The sequence below is a fragment of the Flavisericum labens genome, assembly GCF_045446075.1.
Lineage (GTDB): Bacteria > Bacteroidota > Bacteroidia > Flavobacteriales > Flavobacteriaceae > Flavisericum > Flavisericum labens.
On sequence record NZ_JBJJBQ010000003.1, the window covers coordinates 55511 to 71019 of the forward strand.

16 protein-coding genes are annotated in these 15509 nt (G+C 36.7%); 6 read left to right on the top strand and 10 right to left on the bottom strand.

What is annotated here, in order from left to right; genetic code table 11:
• Positions 1 to 11 precede the first annotated feature (11 nt).
• Positions 12 to 566 (bottom strand): sigma-70 family RNA polymerase sigma factor, encoded by a 555-nt coding sequence (locus ACIEHO_RS06670; protein WP_406969945.1) that lies wholly within the window; start codon positions 564 to 566, stop codon positions 12 to 14.
• A 104-nt stretch (positions 567 to 670) separates the two neighbouring features.
• Between ACIEHO_RS06670 and ACIEHO_RS06675 the strand changes: the two genes are divergently transcribed.
• Positions 671 to 1603 carry an aldo/keto reductase gene (locus tag ACIEHO_RS06675; RefSeq protein WP_406969947.1) on the top strand — a complete coding sequence of 311 codons (933 nt, stop codon included), beginning with the start codon at positions 671 to 673 and terminating at the stop codon, positions 1601 to 1603.
• Here the strand turns inward: ACIEHO_RS06675 and ACIEHO_RS06680 are convergent.
• The 3 genes from ACIEHO_RS06680 to ACIEHO_RS06690 all read right to left on the bottom strand — a co-directional run bounded on the left by ACIEHO_RS06680 (position 1598) and on the right by ACIEHO_RS06690 (position 5435).
• A complete protein-coding gene (locus ACIEHO_RS06680; RefSeq protein ID WP_406969949.1) occupies positions 1598 to 3649 on the bottom strand; it encodes a M3 family metallopeptidase in 2052 nt (683 codons plus the stop codon). The two genes, ACIEHO_RS06675 and ACIEHO_RS06680, sit on opposite strands and share 6 nt — an antisense overlap.
• A 148-nt stretch (positions 3650 to 3797) precedes the next feature.
• Positions 3798 to 4277 (bottom strand): 5-(carboxyamino)imidazole ribonucleotide mutase, encoded by a 480-nt coding sequence (gene purE / locus ACIEHO_RS06685; RefSeq protein WP_406969951.1) that lies wholly within the window; start codon positions 4275 to 4277, stop codon positions 3798 to 3800.
• Between the two features lie 3 nt (positions 4278 to 4280).
• Complete coding sequence (locus ACIEHO_RS06690) at positions 4281 to 5435, bottom strand: 5-(carboxyamino)imidazole ribonucleotide synthase (protein ID WP_406969953.1); 1155 nt, start codon at positions 5433 to 5435, stop codon at positions 4281 to 4283.
• Positions 5436 to 5572: 137 nt separating this feature from the next.
• Between ACIEHO_RS06690 and ACIEHO_RS06695 the strand changes: the two genes are divergently transcribed.
• The 3 genes from ACIEHO_RS06695 (at position 5573) to obgE (ending at position 7960) form a co-directional block, all read left to right on the top strand.
• Positions 5573 to 6682 (top strand): adenylate kinase, encoded by a 1110-nt coding sequence (locus ACIEHO_RS06695; RefSeq protein WP_406969955.1) that lies wholly within the window; start codon positions 5573 to 5575, stop codon positions 6680 to 6682.
• A gap of 79 nt (positions 6683 to 6761) precedes the next feature.
• A complete protein-coding gene (locus tag ACIEHO_RS06700; RefSeq protein WP_406970538.1) occupies positions 6762 to 6899 on the top strand; it encodes a PLD nuclease N-terminal domain-containing protein in 138 nt (45 codons plus the stop codon).
• A 62-nt stretch (positions 6900 to 6961) separates the two neighbouring features.
• Complete coding sequence (gene obgE / locus ACIEHO_RS06705; protein ID WP_406969957.1) at positions 6962 to 7960, top strand: GTPase ObgE; 999 nt, start codon at positions 6962 to 6964, stop codon at positions 7958 to 7960.
• Between the two features lie 177 nt (positions 7961 to 8137).
• Here the strand turns inward: obgE and ACIEHO_RS06710 are convergent, their stop codons facing one another.
• The 4 genes from ACIEHO_RS06710 to radC form a co-directional block, all read right to left on the bottom strand.
• On the bottom strand, positions 8138 to 9013 hold the full coding sequence (locus ACIEHO_RS06710) for a hypothetical protein (RefSeq protein ID WP_406969958.1): 876 nt from the start codon (positions 9011 to 9013) through the stop codon (positions 8138 to 8140).
• Between the two features lie 69 nt (positions 9014 to 9082).
• A complete protein-coding gene (locus tag ACIEHO_RS06715; protein ID WP_406969960.1) occupies positions 9083 to 9775 on the bottom strand; it encodes a YjjG family noncanonical pyrimidine nucleotidase in 693 nt (230 codons plus the stop codon).
• Positions 9765 to 11066, bottom strand: coding sequence for a polysaccharide deacetylase family protein (locus ACIEHO_RS06720; RefSeq protein ID WP_406969962.1), 1302 nt, complete (start codon positions 11064 to 11066; stop codon positions 9765 to 9767). Before ACIEHO_RS06720 ends, ACIEHO_RS06715 begins: the two co-directional genes overlap by 11 nt.
• Entirely contained in the window at positions 11066 to 11764 is a 699-nt protein-coding gene (radC, locus tag ACIEHO_RS06725; RefSeq protein ID WP_406969964.1) for a RadC family protein, read from the bottom strand. The genes ACIEHO_RS06720 and radC overlap by 1 nt, the downstream gene beginning before the upstream one ends.
• Before the next feature lie 49 nt (positions 11765 to 11813).
• Here radC and ACIEHO_RS06730 point away from each other — a divergent pair, with 49 nt between their 5' ends.
• Together ACIEHO_RS06730 and ACIEHO_RS06735 are read left to right on the top strand one after the other, a co-directional pair.
• The gene (locus tag ACIEHO_RS06730; protein WP_406969966.1) at positions 11814 to 12701 is read left to right on the top strand and encodes a dienelactone hydrolase family protein; all 888 of its coding nucleotides are present in this window, start codon (positions 11814 to 11816) and stop codon (positions 12699 to 12701) included.
• A gap of 1 nt (position 12702) precedes the next feature.
• Positions 12703 to 13068: a DUF2200 domain-containing protein gene (locus tag ACIEHO_RS06735; RefSeq protein ID WP_406969968.1), complete on the top strand. Its 366-nt coding sequence runs from the start codon at positions 12703 to 12705 to the stop codon at positions 13066 to 13068.
• 121 nt (positions 13069 to 13189) lie between these two features.
• On the opposite strand, the gene ACIEHO_RS06740 is transcribed toward ACIEHO_RS06735, so the two are convergent.
• Together ACIEHO_RS06740 and ACIEHO_RS06745 are read right to left on the bottom strand one after the other, a co-directional pair.
• On the bottom strand, positions 13190 to 14545 hold the full coding sequence (locus ACIEHO_RS06740; RefSeq protein ID WP_406969970.1) for a UDP-N-acetylmuramate--L-alanine ligase: 1356 nt from the start codon (positions 14543 to 14545) through the stop codon (positions 13190 to 13192).
• An 83-nt stretch (positions 14546 to 14628) separates the two neighbouring features.
• Complete coding sequence (locus ACIEHO_RS06745) at positions 14629 to 15366, bottom strand: tetratricopeptide repeat protein (RefSeq protein ID WP_406969972.1); 738 nt, start codon at positions 15364 to 15366, stop codon at positions 14629 to 14631.
• Positions 15367 to 15509 lie beyond the last annotated feature (143 nt).

The following is a 15509-nucleotide window of genomic DNA, read 5'->3' on the forward strand; positions in this document are numbered from 1 at the left end:
GCACACATAATTTAAAACCAATTTTCTTTTAAGCAATCGGCCAAAGCGGTACGTGCGCGATGGATGATTACCCAAAGGTTAGACGGCGTAATTTCTAGTTCATTACAGATTACTTCAGTTTCATGCCCAAGTATCGTTTTCATTTTAAACACTTCGGCTTGTTTTTGGGGAAGTTTCTCGAGGCATTTATAAATAGCATCGCCCAGTTCTTCATTCTCAAGAGTATCTTGAGCGGTTTTGTCAAAGGGGTCGCTAACGCGTTCCTCAAGCCAGTCACCTTCGTTTTCAGAACTAGAATTATAGTTCACTCTAACTTCTGCCTTGCCTTTTTTTGAATTAATCTTTCTGTAATAATCTATAATTTTCCGCTTTAAAATAGAGATAAGCCAAGTACGCTCACTAGCCTCCCCTTTAAAGTTTTTCATAGATTTAAGCCCGGCCAAAAAGGTGTCCTGTACCAAATCTTGAGCAATAACTCTGTCGCTTACACGCGAAATGGTATAGTTGAATAAGTAATCGGAATATAAATCAATCCACTTATTCGGATTTATTTGATGCTTGGGCATTTTGGTGCAATTTTTCTTTTATCAAAAATAGGACAAAAAAACGGATAATTTTTTGTGATTTTTAAAAGTTGTGCGTGTCTTAAATAATTTCACTAAATTAGAATATGCCTAATACAAATTATAAAAGGAGAGATATATTAAAACTTTCAGGGCTTGCGGGACTTGGAATATTTGTTGCGCCTATGTTGACATCCTTGAATTTTAAAGACCAAATTTTAAAAAGAAGAATTCCATCTTCAAACCAAATGCTTCCAGTTGTTGGGTTAGGTACGTGGCGAACTTTTGATGTTGGGCCTTCAATGCCAGAAAGAGACAGGTTAACGCAAGTGTTATTCGAAATGAATACACTTGGAGGCCAGGTAGTCGATTCGTCTCCAATGTATGGGCGCTCAGAGGCCGTTGTTGGCGAATTAACCTATAATAAAGCTTTTGGAAGCGATTTATTTTATGCGACCAAAGTTTGGATCAAAGGGAAAGAAGCGGGAGAGAATCAAATGGAAAATTCTTTAAAACTAATGCGCCGGAAGCAAATGGATTTAATGCAAATACATAATTTGATAGACTGGAAAGTTCATGTTAAGACTCTAAAGGATTGGAAAGAAAAAGGAAAAATTAAATATTGGGGTATTACACATTACACCAATGCGTCGCACGCAAGTTTAGAACATGTTATTAAAACTGAAAAACCAGATTTTGTTCAATTTAATTATTCTATAATGTCTCGCCATGCAGAACAATCGCTGTTCGAAACAATTAGGAAAAACAACACCGCCGTTATAGTCAACAGGCCATTTGAAGGCGGAAGATTGTTTAGAAGCATAAAAGGCAGAGACTTACCTGAGTGGACAAAAGAATTTGATATAAAGAGTTGGGGCCAATTCTTTTTGAAGTTTATTTTATCCATTGAATTGGTTAATTGCGTCATACCGGGTACGTCCAAACCACACCATATAATCGATAATATGATGGCCGGTTATGGCAAAATACCTGACCATAAAACTCGAGAAAAAATGTTTAGTTATGTTAAAGGTCTATAGGGGTTGTTTCTCAATCAACCCCGCTCTTCTCAACAGTGCTTCAGGCTGTGGTTCTTTTCCGCGGAAGCGCTTATAAAGCGTCATTGGGTCTTCTATGCCACCTTGCGATAAGATGTTGTCCTTAAATTTACTCGCAACAGTTTTGCTAAAAATGCCTTCCTCTTTAAAATATTCAAAAGCATCGGCATCTAAAACCTCGGCCCATTTATAGCTGTAGTAGCCCGAAGAATAACCCCCTTGAAATATGTGTGCAAACGAGGTGCTCATGCAATTGGTTTCCACATCAGGATAGAGTTGCGTGCCTTTAAAAGCTTCAACTTCATGGGCTTTTACATTATCTATTTTTTCTGGCGACTCGCCAGCGTGCCAACTCATATCGAGCAAACCAAAACTTAACTGTCGTAATGTTTGCATGCCTTCGTTAAAGGTAGCGGAGTCTTTAATTTTTTCAATTAATTCCATGGGAATAACTTCGCCTGTTTCGTAATGTGTGGCAAACAGTTCAAGAGCCTCTTTTTCGTAACACCAGTTTTCCATTACTTGACTGGGCAGTTCCACAAAATCCCAGTACACGCTGGTGCCCGACAAACCAGGGTAAGTGGTATTGGCCAGCATGCCATGAAGGGCATGCCCGAATTCGTGAAACAAGGTTGTAACTTCGTTAAAGGTTAAAAGCGATGGTTTGCTTTTTGTAGGTTTTGTAAAGTTACAAACGATAGAAACATGCGGGCGACTGTTTTCGCCATTTTTTATGTACTGCGGTTTATATGAAGTCATCCATGCACCGTTTCGTTTACCAGGTCTTGGGAAAAAATCGGCATAATAAATGGATACTAAATTTCCGTCTGTATCGGTTACTTTATAAGTTAGGACTTCCTCGTGGTATTTGTCTATATCGTTAATTTCTTCAAATTGCAAACCGAAAAGTTTTTTGGCAATGGTAAAAGAGCCTTCAATAACATTTTCGAGCTTAAAATAGGGTTTTAGTTTTTCGTCATCTAAATCAAACCGTTTTTGTTTTAACTTTTCAGAATAATAGGCACTATCCCATTTTTCGAGTTGCTCGATGTTGTCCAATTCTTTTGCAAATTGACTCAACTCTTCAAATTCACTCTCTGCAGCAGGTTTAGCTTTTTCTAACAATTCATTTAAGAACGATTCTACTTTTTCTGGAGTTTTTGCCATACGTTCTTCCAAAACAAAATGAGCGTGTGTTTTATAACCCAAAAGCTTGGCTCGTTCGTGTCTTAATTTTACAATTTCAAGAACGATGTTTTGGTTGTCTAGCTTATCGCCTCTAAACGATTTTTCGCCAGCAGCCAATGCTAGTTTTTTTCGTAATTCACGATTATCGGCATAGGTCATAAATGGAATATAGCTGGGGTAGTGCAAAGTAAACAGCCAGCCTTCTTTCTCTTTGCTTTCCGCCAATTGTTTGGCGGCTTCTTTAGTGCCTTCAGGTAATCCTGATAAATTGATTTCGTCAGTGATTAGCATTTCAAACTTGTTGGTTTCAGCTAATACATTTTCGCCAAACTTAAGTTTTAAAGAGCTCAATTTTTTATCTATATCTCTGAGGATTTGTTTTTTATCCTCAGGTAAATGAGCTCCATTTCTAGAGAAACTTTTGTATTTCTTATCGAGAAGAGTTTGTTGCTCGGTGGTTAATCCCAATTCATCCTTTTGCTCGTAAACCACCTTAACACGTTTGAACAAACCTTGGTTTAATGTGATGTCGTTACTGAATTCAGAAAGTAAAGGTGAAACCTCTTGCGCTATTTTTTGGATTTCTTCGTTGGTTTCAGCCGAATTCAAATTGAAAAAAATGCTCGAAATTCTATCTAACTGCTCTCCCGAAAAGTCTAAAGCTTCAATTGTATTTTCAAAAGTTGCCGATTCAGGGTTGTTAACAATAGTATCTATCTCAATTTTAGCCAGTTCAATGGCCTCTTTTATAGTTGGCAGAAAGTCTGAATATTCAATTTTTGAGAACGGAGGGGTGTTATATTTAGTGCTAAAAGGCGTAATTAGTGATTTCTTTATCATTTTATCAAAGAATGTGTTAAAACTTAAATTTACTATGTATGCATAGTAAAATTTTTATATTTTTGCCGCGACAATAAGGAAGAGTGACTAACTCATGAAATTATTTGTTAATAGCTGGAAAGCCCTGAACTTGTTTCGGGGCTTTTTTTTAAAGGTCTTTGGCCGATTCGTGGACTTTAATTTTAAGTCCTTCTTTGTAAGCTACAACTTTATCGAGCACACACTTGTCGCTCGAGCCAATAATTTGGGCGGCCAAAATTCCTGCATTTTTTGCGCCATTTAATGCGACAGTTGCTACGGGCACGCCGCCAGGCATTTGTAGAATGGATAATACAGAATCCCAGCCGTCAATAGAGTTGCTACTTTTTACAGGAACACCGATGATTGGTAGTGGTGATAGAGAGGCAATCATGCCTGGTAAATGGGCTGCGCCCCCAGCACCGGCAATAATAACGGAAAAACCTCTGGTGTGTGCGTTTTTGCCGTAATCGAATAGTTTTTCTGGTGTACGATGGGCTGAAACGATATCTACTTCAACTTCTATGTCAAAACCTTTTAAGATGTCTATGGCATCTTGCATTACAGGAAGGTCGCTTTTGCTTCCCATGATCACTCCTACTTTGCTCATAATTTATTCGCTTATAACTTTTATAGTTTTCTTTACTTCTTCAGCAATTTTTCGGGCTTGCCCCAAATTTTCGTTTACAATGGTAACGTGTCCCATTTTTCTAAACGGACGGGTTTGTTTTTTACCGTAAATGTGAGGGGTAACACCGTCCATTTTCATAATGTTTTCTATATTTTGGTAAACTACGTTCCCAGTATATCCTTCAGCTCCTACTAAGTTAACCATAACCCCGCCCACTTTGCTGCCTGTTCTACCCAGAGGCAAATCTAAAATCGCTCTAATATGTTGTTCGAACTGTGAAGTATAACTCGCCTCGATACTTTGGTGCCCAGAGTTATGGGGTCTCGGTGCCACTTCGTTTATTAAAATTTCGTCGTTTTGCGTTTGAAACATTTCAACAGCCAATAATCCTACGTGATTAAATGCTTTTGAAACGTTTAAAGCGACTTCACGCGCTTTTTTAGCCACCCCTTCATCAATCCTTGCCGGGCAAATTACATATTCTACTTGGTTTGCTTCTGGGTGAAATTCCATTTCAACAACCGGGTAAGTTTTGGTATCGCCAGATGGGTTTCGTGCTACAATGACAGCCAATTCGTTTTTAAAAGGCACTAAGTTTTCGGCAATACACTCGCCTTTTGGTAAGCCTTCTAAATCAGATAGTTTCCGCACCACCTTAACACCATTTCCGTCATAACCAAATTGGGCTGCTTTCCATACAAACGGAAAATGAAGTCCGCCGTTTTCAATAGCATCTTCAATTTCAGAGATATAAGCAAAACGCGAAAAAGGGGCCGTTGGTAAATTATGGTCCACATAAAACAGCTTCTGTGTAGCCTTGTTTTGAATGGTTCGCAATGTTTTTGATTCGGGATATACTTTTACCCCCTCTTTTTCCAAGGCTTCTAAGGCATCAACGTTTACATTTTCTATTTCAATGGTTAAAACATCAACTTGTTTTCCAAAATTGTAAACAGCATCAAAATCCATCAAATCACCTATATGGAATTCATCACAGGCAATTTTGCATGGCGCATCTTCGCTCGCTTCCAAAACACAGGTATGGATATCAAACTTTCTGGTGTTGTAGAGCAGCATTTTTCCTAGTTGTCCGCCACCTAAAATACCCAGTTTAAAATCTGAAGAGAAGTAATTCATTGAAAATATTTTAACTAAAATCATTAAATTGTTACGCAAAAATACACTTAAATCTTAAATTAGTTCCCAAAACACAAATCAAAAATGGTTATTGGTTAATCTATTGATTATCTTTGCCACTTTCAAAAATAATAACAGTGATTAAGCTACACGACAAATATTTTAAGCCATTTATTTCAGCACAGCAAATTGATGACGCTCTGCAGCGCATGGTTGATGAAATTGCTGAAGATGTAGGTGATGACATTCCGGTTTTTGTGGGCATTTTAAACGGATCGTTTATGCTAACTAGCGATTTTGTGAAAAAATATCCAAAAACCTGTGAGGTTACGTTTATAAAACTGGCCTCATACGAAGGGTTGAAATCTTCTGAAGATATTCAGAGATTAGTAGGGCTTACCCAAGATTTAACTGGTCGTACGGTTATTATATTAGAAGATATTATTGATTCTGGAAAAACCTTGGCCGAGGTGTACCGAATCTTTAAAAACGAGAAGGTAAAATCGTTAAAAATAGCCACGCTGTTTTACAAGCCCGAAGCATATAAAAAAGACTTTAAGCTACACTATGTTGGTATTGAAATTCCAGATAAATTTATTGTAGGCTACGGTTTAGACTATGATGGATTGGGTCGGAATCTAACAGAAGTATATCAAATTAAACAAACGCAACATATGACAAACTTAGTATTATTTGGTCCTCCGGGAGCAGGAAAAGGAACACAAGCAGAATTTTTAAAAGGGAAGTATAATTTGGTGCATATCTCAACTGGTGACGTTTTTAGGTTTAACATAAAAAACGAAACTGCTCTAGGTATGCTTGCTAAATCTTACATCGATAAAGGTGAGTTGGTTCCAGACCAAGTAACTATAGATATGTTGAATGCCGAAGTGGAAAAAAACACGGATGCCAAAGGCTTTATTTTTGATGGTTTTCCGCGTACCAATGCGCAGGCTAAAGCTTTAGATAAATTGATGGACAGCAAAGATTCACAAATTAATGCTATGATTGCTCTTGAGGTGGAAGATGAAATTTTGGTAGAAAGACTAATTGGAAGAGGCAAAACCAGTGGAAGAGCTGATGATGCCAATGAGTCTATTATAAGAAACCGAATAAAGGAATACTACAGCAAAACAGCCATTTTAAAAGATTATTATTCTGCACAAAACAAATACCATGGTGTTGATGGTGTTGGCAGTATTGAAGAAATTACCGAGCGTTTGAGCAAGGTAATTGATAAATTGTAGCATTTTGGAAATACAAGATTTCAGTTTTGGAATTGGAATATGGCAGGTTATATTGCTATCGGTATTCATTTTGCCATTATTGGCACTTATAAATATTCTTAAGAATCAATTTAATAGCAACGACAAAATGATTTGGGTTTTGGTCGTGTTGTTTTTGCCTTTTTTTGGGCCAATACTATATTTTATTATCGGTAGACCAAAACGTTTGAAAAAATAAAGAGTAAAGGTTTAAGAGTGTAGAAACTTTTAACTTTTAACTCATAACTTTTAACTTTATTTATGACCGAAGGAAATTTTGTCGATTACGTAAAAATGTTTGTTTCTTCTGGAAACGGAGGTAAAGGTTCTATGCATTTACACCGCGAAAAATACATTGCCAAAGGAGGTCCTGATGGCGGTGATGGTGGTCGTGGTGGACATGTTATTGTAAGAGGCAATGAAAATCTTTGGACGCTTCTGCATCTTAAATTTAAAAAGCATGTACGTGCTGGGCATGGTGAACACGGCAGTAGTAACCGAAGCTTTGGTGCTGATGGCGAAGATGTATACATAGATGTTCCTTTAGGAACTGTGGTGCGCGATACCGAAACGAACCAAATACTTTTTGAAATTACCGAAGAGGGAGAAGAAATAGTTTTAGCAGAAGGTGGTAAAGGGGGGTTAGGAAACTGGCATTTTAAATCGTCAACGAATCAAACACCTCGATACGCCCAACCGGGTATTCCTTTGGAAGAGAAATACGTAACCATGGAGCTTAAGGTATTGGCTGATGTAGGTCTTGTTGGTTTTCCAAATGCAGGGAAATCTACATTATTATCGGTGGTGACTTCTGCAAAACCTAAAATTGCCGATTACGAATTTACAACCCTAAAACCCAATTTAGGTATTGTTAAATATCGTGATTTTCAGACCTTCGTAATGGCCGATATTCCTGGGATTATTGAAGGAGCGGCAGAAGGAAAAGGTTTGGGGCATTACTTTTTACGTCATATTGAACGTAATTCCATTTTACTATTTATGATACCTGCAGATGCAGATGATATTAAAAAACAGTACGATATTTTATTAGATGAGTTACGTCGTTACAATCCTGAAATGTTGGACAAAGAGCGCATTATTGCCATTTCAAAAAGTGATATGCTCGATGACGAGCTGAAGGCTGAAATGAAAATGGAATTGGATAACGAATTGCCTATACCGTATCTGTTTATTTCGTCTGTAGCCCAAAAAGGTATTACTGAATTAAAAGATAAACTTTGGAAAATGTTGAATGATTGATTTTTAGAATTTTAATCATAAGATTGCTACATTTTGACTCCCCTAAGTGCGGGCTCTTTATCGCTGTTCGGCGTTACAAATGATTTTTTGTTTTAAATAACCGTCATTCTGAGCGATAGCGAAAGAATCTGTTTAACAGGAATTTCAGACTTTTAATATGGTTTAGCAGATATCAGTTTAAAATTTAATGTTAAGCTCCTTTTGCTTTACGCCTTCATCAGTATTGTATTCATAAATCCAGTTGTCACCCTGTTTATAGATAACAGCATTTTCGCCCTCAACTAAAAATAAATTTTCTTGTCCTGTTTTTTTGATTTTATAAACCACTTTTGGCGTGGTGTCAATCAATTGAAAACCATTTTCAGTTTTCTGGGCGTATAAAACGGGAGCCAAAGAGATTTTCAGTTTTATTTCTGAGCCTTTTTGGTTTCTAGATTCAACCATTTCCATGATTTCTTTTTGCTTTTTTTGGCTCATAGCAGCATTCACTTCTTCTGAGCTTTCAATTTTGGCAGCTCCTTTTAGTTTTTTAATTTCTTGCTTGAGTTGTTCAATTTCGGCTGCTGTTTCATTTTTTGCGGGAGCTTCAGTTGCTGACATTGATGGACTGTTTTCAATCGGTTTATAGTTGTAATCGAGTGCTTCAATAGATTCAAAGGCATCCCTCAAAGCTAAATTATAGGCGCTTTTGTAATCTTTCTCGCGGCTTTCCCCGATTTTAGATGTAAATACAGCTTGGCCATTGCAATCTTTAAGTGTTAAGATGAGCTTTGTTTTGAACAGTCCTGATTCTTTAATAAGATCAGAGTTTAAAGCCAAACAACGGTTTCGAATTAAATCTTCCGGATAATCGCTTCCTTCCATAAAAGCTTCAAAGCCATGTTTATTAAATAAAAACTGGGTTAATGCATTTAATTGATACTGGTTCGCTTCTTTTAAGAAATTATAACTTCTCGGTACAATAATGTATTTGTAATTGTTAATGGAATTTTGTGAAAATACTGCGGTAGCAATTAAGCCCGCAATTAGAAATGTGAGAAACTTGGTATTCATTTTTTTAATTAAGTTTTTAAAATGTAAAGTTACATTAATGCATCCTTGATAGGCAACACAATATACAACTTACAAATATTTCTTTAATTGTATAAGATTATTGATTTTTTTAACGCCATTTTCAATAGTGGCACTGTTGCACAAATCAAAATGCACAACATCCATACCAATGTGTTGCGCTCCCAAAATATCGGCTTCAAAATTATCGCCAACCATAATACTATTTTGGGCATTGGCTTTAGCTTGTTGTAGGGCGTATTTAAATATTTTAGGGTTGGGTTTTTTTACACCTGCATTTTCTGAATTGGTAACCGTTTTAAAATAAGTGATGATTTTAGCTTTGCTCAATTTTGTATTTTGTACCTCGTCAAACCCGTTGGTAATGATATGTAAATTGTAATTTAAACTTAAATAGTCCAGAATTTCGAACGTATTTTCAAATAAATGGTTAAAACTGGTTAAATGGGAGATATAGTCATTTGAAAGTTTTTCGATTAAATAGTCTTCAACTGAAAAACCAACAGCCTGGAACGTATCATTTAGTCTGGCAAATCGAAGTGTATTTTTTACAATCTTTTCTTCTCGGTAAAGTTTCCAATATTTAAGGTTGATGGGTTCATAATGATGTAAAAATGCCTCGATATCTAATTCAATTTTATTGATTTGGAATATTTTTTTAAATGCCAAAGCAGAATTTTTATCAAAATCCCAAAGCGTATGGTCCAAGTCGAAAAAAATATCGGTTATGTCGTTAGTTTTCATTTGATGAATCCAATATCATGTTAAACAACTCTTTAAAACCTTCCCAACGGTTATGGTAACTAAAAGTGTAATTGTGAAATATGGGTACAAATAAACCGTTAACCTGTTTTATTTCTTGAATTAAGGCTTTCAATACCTGCTTTTTATCGAGTAAAGACCGGTGTTTTAAAAGTGCATAATCCATAACATGGTAAGGTACAATTTTGAGAGGTGTTTGCACTTCATAGTCTAAATCGTAAAACAAAAACGGTGTACAGGTACCGGCTCTAAAACCGATATGGTTTATATAACCCATGGTGTAATCTTTCTTCACTTCCAATGAAATCAGGTTTCTGTAAGATTCTGGTAGGTTAAGCTTGGAAAATGATTGCCTTGAAGCTTCAAGATTGGTATTCATAATCTCTTCCATTCTTAATTTTTCTTTTTTTAAGATGGACAACTTTTCAATGGCGAAATAGGAAGTTTTAAGACCAACATCGCAATAGTCGCCAATATGCTTGATAAGAGAAGCATATTTTTTTTTGTTAGGATTTATGCCTTTATCGTAAGTAGTATAATCCCCAATTAAAAAGAAAAACAGAAACTTATAAGTGCTAGTTTTTTGCCTGTTAATAATGTATTTAAATGTGTCGTGCGGATCATGTTTAAAGCCTAAAACAACGGCAAAACGGGTGTACAAGTTTTTTATTCTAAGCTTGAGCAAGTCTTTAATAGTGCCACCCATTGACCTCATGATGCCTTTTAACTTGTATTTGTAGGCCGCTGGCACATCAATTATGGGCTGGATGCTGTATGTTTTAAAAGGAAACTTAAATTCTGGAAATTGCTTTTCCAGAGCAGATTTAAACTTATAAGCCCAAATATCTACAACGGGCTGGTGTAAAAAGCCTTCATTATAAGCTAAGCTTTCGGTAGCTGTAAACCTACCATATTCATCTTTTAAATGCGGAAGATATTCTTCATAGCGCGATAAAAGATAAAATGAAGCCGAAAAAATATCAAAAGGAATAGCGCTTTTTTCACCAATATAAAAGAAGCATTTGGTGTTTTCCCATTCGTGAATGTGAATTTCAATATCGTTCAACCCCTGTTCAAATAAAATATCGTGGCTTTTTACAAAAAACTCGTTACCGAGTTGTTTGTTTGTATAAGACATTTTTAGACTATCATGCGCAATAAAAACTTCAATTTGGGTGGTGAAATTAACTTCAATACCCAAAACTCTCTTACATATATGTCTAAAAACATACTTTAAACGTGGCGATATTTTTTGGGTGTAAACTAATAGCATTATAAAATGACTTCATCAGCAAAACTAAAGTATGCTTTTTCGGTTACAATAAGGTGGTCTAATACTTTAATATCTATACTTTGGGCGGCCAATTTTAATTTTCGGGTGATTTGTTTATCGGCCTCACTTGGTTTTAAAGTTCCCGATGGATGGTTATGCGCCAAAATTAAACCTGTTGCACCAACTTCCAAAGCGTTTTTAAGTACCAATCTAACATCAACCAAAGTACCTGTAATGCCTCCTTTACTCAGTTGGTTTTTTTGGATGACCTTATTGGAATTATTTAAATAAATAATCCAAAACTCTTCGTGTTCCAATTCGCCGATAACGGGCTGCATAAGTTCAAAAACATCATGGCTGGAGGTGATTTTTTTCTTTTGTAAAGCTTCTTCGCCACGTCTTCTTCGTCCCAATTCCAATGCTGCGGCAATACTTATGGCTTTGGCTTCACCAATCCCTTTAAACTCCATAAGTTGTTTGATGGAAAGCTTTCCCAGTTGGCTCAAATTATTGTCGGCACTGGCTAAGATTCGTTTACATAAGGCCACAGCACTTTCGTCTTTATTTCCTGAGCCTATTAAAATGGCAACCAGTTCGGCGTCACTTAAAGAAGCCCTGCCCTTGTAAAGGAGTTTTTCGCGAGGCTGGTCGTCTTGGTTCCAGTTTTTTATTGAAAAAGAAGGTTTTTTTTCTGTCACGCACTAAAGATAAATATTGTAAATTACAGTAGCAATAAAAACCAATATTATGAAGCCATTAAAAAAAGAGGATATTAGCCAAGATGTGTTCGATTTGTACGATGATTACGCCCACAACAAAATAGATCGGCGTAAGTTTATTGAAAAATTATCGCTTTATGCCATTGGTGGTATTACGGTGTCGTCCTTGCTTAGCTTTGTTAGCCCTAATTATTTGGATAACCTTATGGTTAAACCTAATGATAATCGAATAGATTCTGAATATATAACTTACGAGTCTCCAAAAGGTGGGGGTACTATTAAGGGCTTGTTGTCGAAACCAAAAGATGCCAAGGGCAAGCTGCCTGGGGTTGTTGTGGTACATGAAAACAGAGGGTTAAATCCGTACATTGAAGACGTAGGCAGACGTACTGCACTAGAAGGTTTTATTTCTTTGGCTCCAGATGCTCTAACTCCATTGGGCGGTTATCCGGGCAATGACGACGATGGCCGAACCTTGCAACGTCAACGCGATAGAAATGAGATGCTTGAAGACTTTATTGCGGCTTTTGAGTATTTAAAAAACCACGATGATTGTAATGAAAATATTGGAGTTGTTGGCTTTTGCTTTGGCGGATGGATATCGAATATGATGGCTGTAAACATTCCAGATTTAAAAGCAGCAGTGCCGTTTTATGGTGGGCAACCTTCGGCAGAAGAAACGGCTAAAATAAAAGCTCCTTTGCTATTGCAATTTGCAGAGTTGGATAAACGTGTAAATGCTGGTTGGCCAGATTACGAAGTAGCTTTAAAAGCAAATAACATAGAGCATACTGCCTATTTTTACGAGGGTGTAAACCACGGATTTCATAATAATACGACGCCTCGATATGATGAAGAAGCAGCCACTTTAGCTTGGGAACGTACGATTGCTTTTTTTAAGGAGAAGTTGCGATAAAATGAAACCAACCCCTGAACACAATGCTAGAATGGCGAAAATGACATTTTCATCGGTATATCCGCATTATGTTATGAAAGTTGAAAAGAAGAATAGAACCAAAGAAGAGCTGCATCAAGTTATTGAATGGCTTACGGGGTTTGATAGCAATAAAATAAAAGAACTTATTGAGGAAAAGGTAACTTTCGAAACTTTCTTTAAAAAAGCAAAGTTGAACCCCAATGCACACCTCATTAGAGGAGTTATTTGTGGCTACCGAATTGAAGATATTGAAAATGAATTAACAAAAGAAGTTAGGTGTTTAGATAAGTTGGTTGACGAGTTAGCCAAAGGTAGAAAGATGGAGAAGATTCTGCGGAAGGGATGAAATTCTGGGTTTAATGAATCACACATTATTATTCGATAATACTCAGTGTTCATGACTGTGGGAATCTGCAAAAATAAACTTTCTAAGATGAGATTCTGAAACAAGTTCAGAATGACAAAGCTTATCTGATTAAACCCTTAACCTCGTCAAAATCCAAACCACCATAATTTCCGGAACTCATTAAAAGCAAGGCTTTATTGTCGAAATTTTGTTCAAAAAGGAAAGCTTTAAAATCGTCTGGGTTGGTGTAGATAATTAAATCGTCTTGCTGAAACGCATTGGCAATTTGCTCGTGGGTGACTTCTTCCAGTTTTTTAATTTCCACAGCATGTGGCGAGTAAAACACTACGGCAACATCGGCAGCATCGAGTGAACCTTTGTACTCTTTTAAAAATTCAGCATTTAAACTACTATAGGTATGCAATTCCAAACAAGCTACTAAGGAGCGGTTACTGTATTGCTCCTTTACCGCTTTTGTTGTGGCTTCCACTTTACTTGGTGAATGGGCAAAATCTTTATAGGCGACACTGTTTTTACTTTCGGCAATTTTTTCAAGACGTTTACTGGCCCCTTTAAATGTTGCAATAGCTTCGTAAAAGTCATCTTCGTCAATGCCCATGTGTTGGCAAATCCATTTAGCACCAGCCAAATTATTGAGATTGTGCGCACCAAAAATTTCAATCGGCAGCGGGCCTTCTCGTGTTTCTAAAAGCGTTTCGCCGTTTTCAACCGTATATTCAGGAGTTCGATAAGCAATTTTTCTAATGGTATTTTCGCTGGCTTCAACCACACATTTCACTTCGGGGTCTTCTTCGTTATAATTTATGTTGCCGCCACTAACAATCGAATCGACAAATATGCTAAACTGCTCCACATAGTTTTCGTAAGTGGGGAATACGTTTATGTGATCCCAAGCTATACCGCTTATTAAGGCAATATTGGGTTTGTACAAGTGGAATTTCGGTCGCCTATCGATAGGCGAACTCAAATATTCATCGCCTTCCAAAACCATAAAATCGTTGTGTTCGGTCAGTTTTACCATCACATCAAAACCTTCCAATTGTGCGCCAACCATATAGTCTACATCACGGTCGTGATAGTGCATCACATGCAAAATCATGGAGGTTATGGTTGTCTTTCCATGGCTTCCACCAATAACCACTCGGGTTTTGTTTTTAGCTTGTTCGTACAAAAACTCAGGATACGAGTAGATTTTAACACCTAATTCTTGAGCTTTCAATAGTTCTGGGTTGTCTGCTTTGGCATGCATTCCCAAAACAATCGCATCTAGGTTTTTAGTGATTTTTTCGGGAAACCAACCAAATTGCTTAGGTAATAAGCCCTTGGCTTCCAATCGCGATTTCGAAGGTTCGAAAATCGTATCGTCGCTACCTGTTACTTGATATCCTTTATTATGTAAAGCCAGTGCCAAATTGTGCATAGCGGCACCACCAATGGCTATAAAATGTACGTTCATAAACTAAATTTGTAGATGGTAAAGATACTGATTGAATAATTTTTAGTAAAAGTTAAAGCCTTTTTATTTCAGTTGGTATTTTATCAATAGAGCTCTTCTTTAATTTCTTTTATTTGAATCAATAAATTTTCGTCTTGGTGCTTTTTGTAAGCTTCATTGAGGTTTGAAACAGCCTTTTTAGGCTGATTTTGCGAAAGGTAGAATTTAGTCAGTTTTTCGTAACAAACTAGCGAACCTCCTTCTTTTACGGCCATTTTATAAAATTTTTCGGCAAGCTCGGGTTCATCGTCGTACTCGTAAATAAAGCCTTTCGCTAAATAACCATCCACTTTTGAAAGAGCCTCAAGTTCGTTTGCAAACTTTAGTGCTTTATTTTTACTGCCACCAAAAATCCCGGGAAGCTCCATATACAATTCTACCAAAGCCCAACGGGTACCAATGTGCGAAGGATCTAATTCGGCGGCCTTTAAAAAAGAGGACTTTATATCACCAATATAAGTGACAGATTTTAGTTTGTTTTCTAAAGCCTTCATGCCCAATGCCCCACCAAATTTATAATGGTAATTGGCATTTTGGTTATTTGCTTCGACCAATTTATTGTATTGTTTTGTAGCGGCATCCCATTTCTTTTGTTTTGAATACGTATCACCCAACAATTCTATGGCGGTTAAATCATTTGGGTTGGATGCTATAAATCCAACAAGGAGTTTTTCTGCTCCACTAAATTGTTTTTTTTCAAACAGTATTTCGGCTTGTTCAAAACTAGTTTGGCCAAAAACTAAAATGGGGAATAAAAGCACATATAAAAATTTGGACATCATATTTTAAGTAGAAAATTCAAAGTTAATCTTTTCTTCTTCACTTTAAAAATAGCTAAATTCACTCATCTAAAACCTAGGTTGGCTCATTAGGGGTTTGTTTGGTATAGCTTTTGAAACTAATTTAGAGTAAAACCAGAGATTAA

What these genes read in the sequence shown, in the direction of transcription:
- ACIEHO_RS06670 (WP_406969945.1), bottom strand. Translation starts at nt 566, where the DNA reads ATGCCCAAGCATCAAATAAATCCGAATAAGTGGATTGATTTATATTCC.
- ACIEHO_RS06675 (WP_406969947.1), top strand. Translation starts at nt 671, where the DNA reads ATGCCTAATACAAATTATAAAAGGAGAGATATATTAAAACTTTCAGGG.
- ACIEHO_RS06680 (WP_406969949.1), bottom strand. Translation starts at nt 3,649, where the DNA reads ATGATAAAGAAATCACTAATTACGCCTTTTAGCACTAAATATAACACC.
- purE (WP_406969951.1), bottom strand. Translation starts at nt 4,277, where the DNA reads ATGAGCAAAGTAGGAGTGATCATGGGAAGCAAAAGCGACCTTCCTGTA.
- ACIEHO_RS06690 (WP_406969953.1), bottom strand. Translation starts at nt 5,435, where the DNA reads ATGAATTACTTCTCTTCAGATTTTAAACTGGGTATTTTAGGTGGCGGA.
- obgE (WP_406969957.1), top strand. Translation starts at nt 6,962, where the DNA reads ATGACCGAAGGAAATTTTGTCGATTACGTAAAAATGTTTGTTTCTTCT.
- ACIEHO_RS06710 (WP_406969958.1), bottom strand. Translation starts at nt 9,013, where the DNA reads ATGAATACCAAGTTTCTCACATTTCTAATTGCGGGCTTAATTGCTACC.
- ACIEHO_RS06715 (WP_406969960.1), bottom strand. Translation starts at nt 9,775, where the DNA reads ATGAAAACTAACGACATAACCGATATTTTTTTCGACTTGGACCATACG.
- ACIEHO_RS06720 (WP_406969962.1), bottom strand. Translation starts at nt 11,066, where the DNA reads ATGCTATTAGTTTACACCCAAAAAATATCGCCACGTTTAAAGTATGTT.
- ACIEHO_RS06730 (WP_406969966.1), top strand. Translation starts at nt 11,814, where the DNA reads ATGAAGCCATTAAAAAAAGAGGATATTAGCCAAGATGTGTTCGATTTG.
- ACIEHO_RS06735 (WP_406969968.1), top strand. Translation starts at nt 12,703, where the DNA reads ATGAAACCAACCCCTGAACACAATGCTAGAATGGCGAAAATGACATTT.
- ACIEHO_RS06740 (WP_406969970.1), bottom strand. Translation starts at nt 14,545, where the DNA reads ATGAACGTACATTTTATAGCCATTGGTGGTGCCGCTATGCACAATTTG.
- ACIEHO_RS06745 (WP_406969972.1), bottom strand. Translation starts at nt 15,366, where the DNA reads ATGATGTCCAAATTTTTATATGTGCTTTTATTCCCCATTTTAGTTTTT.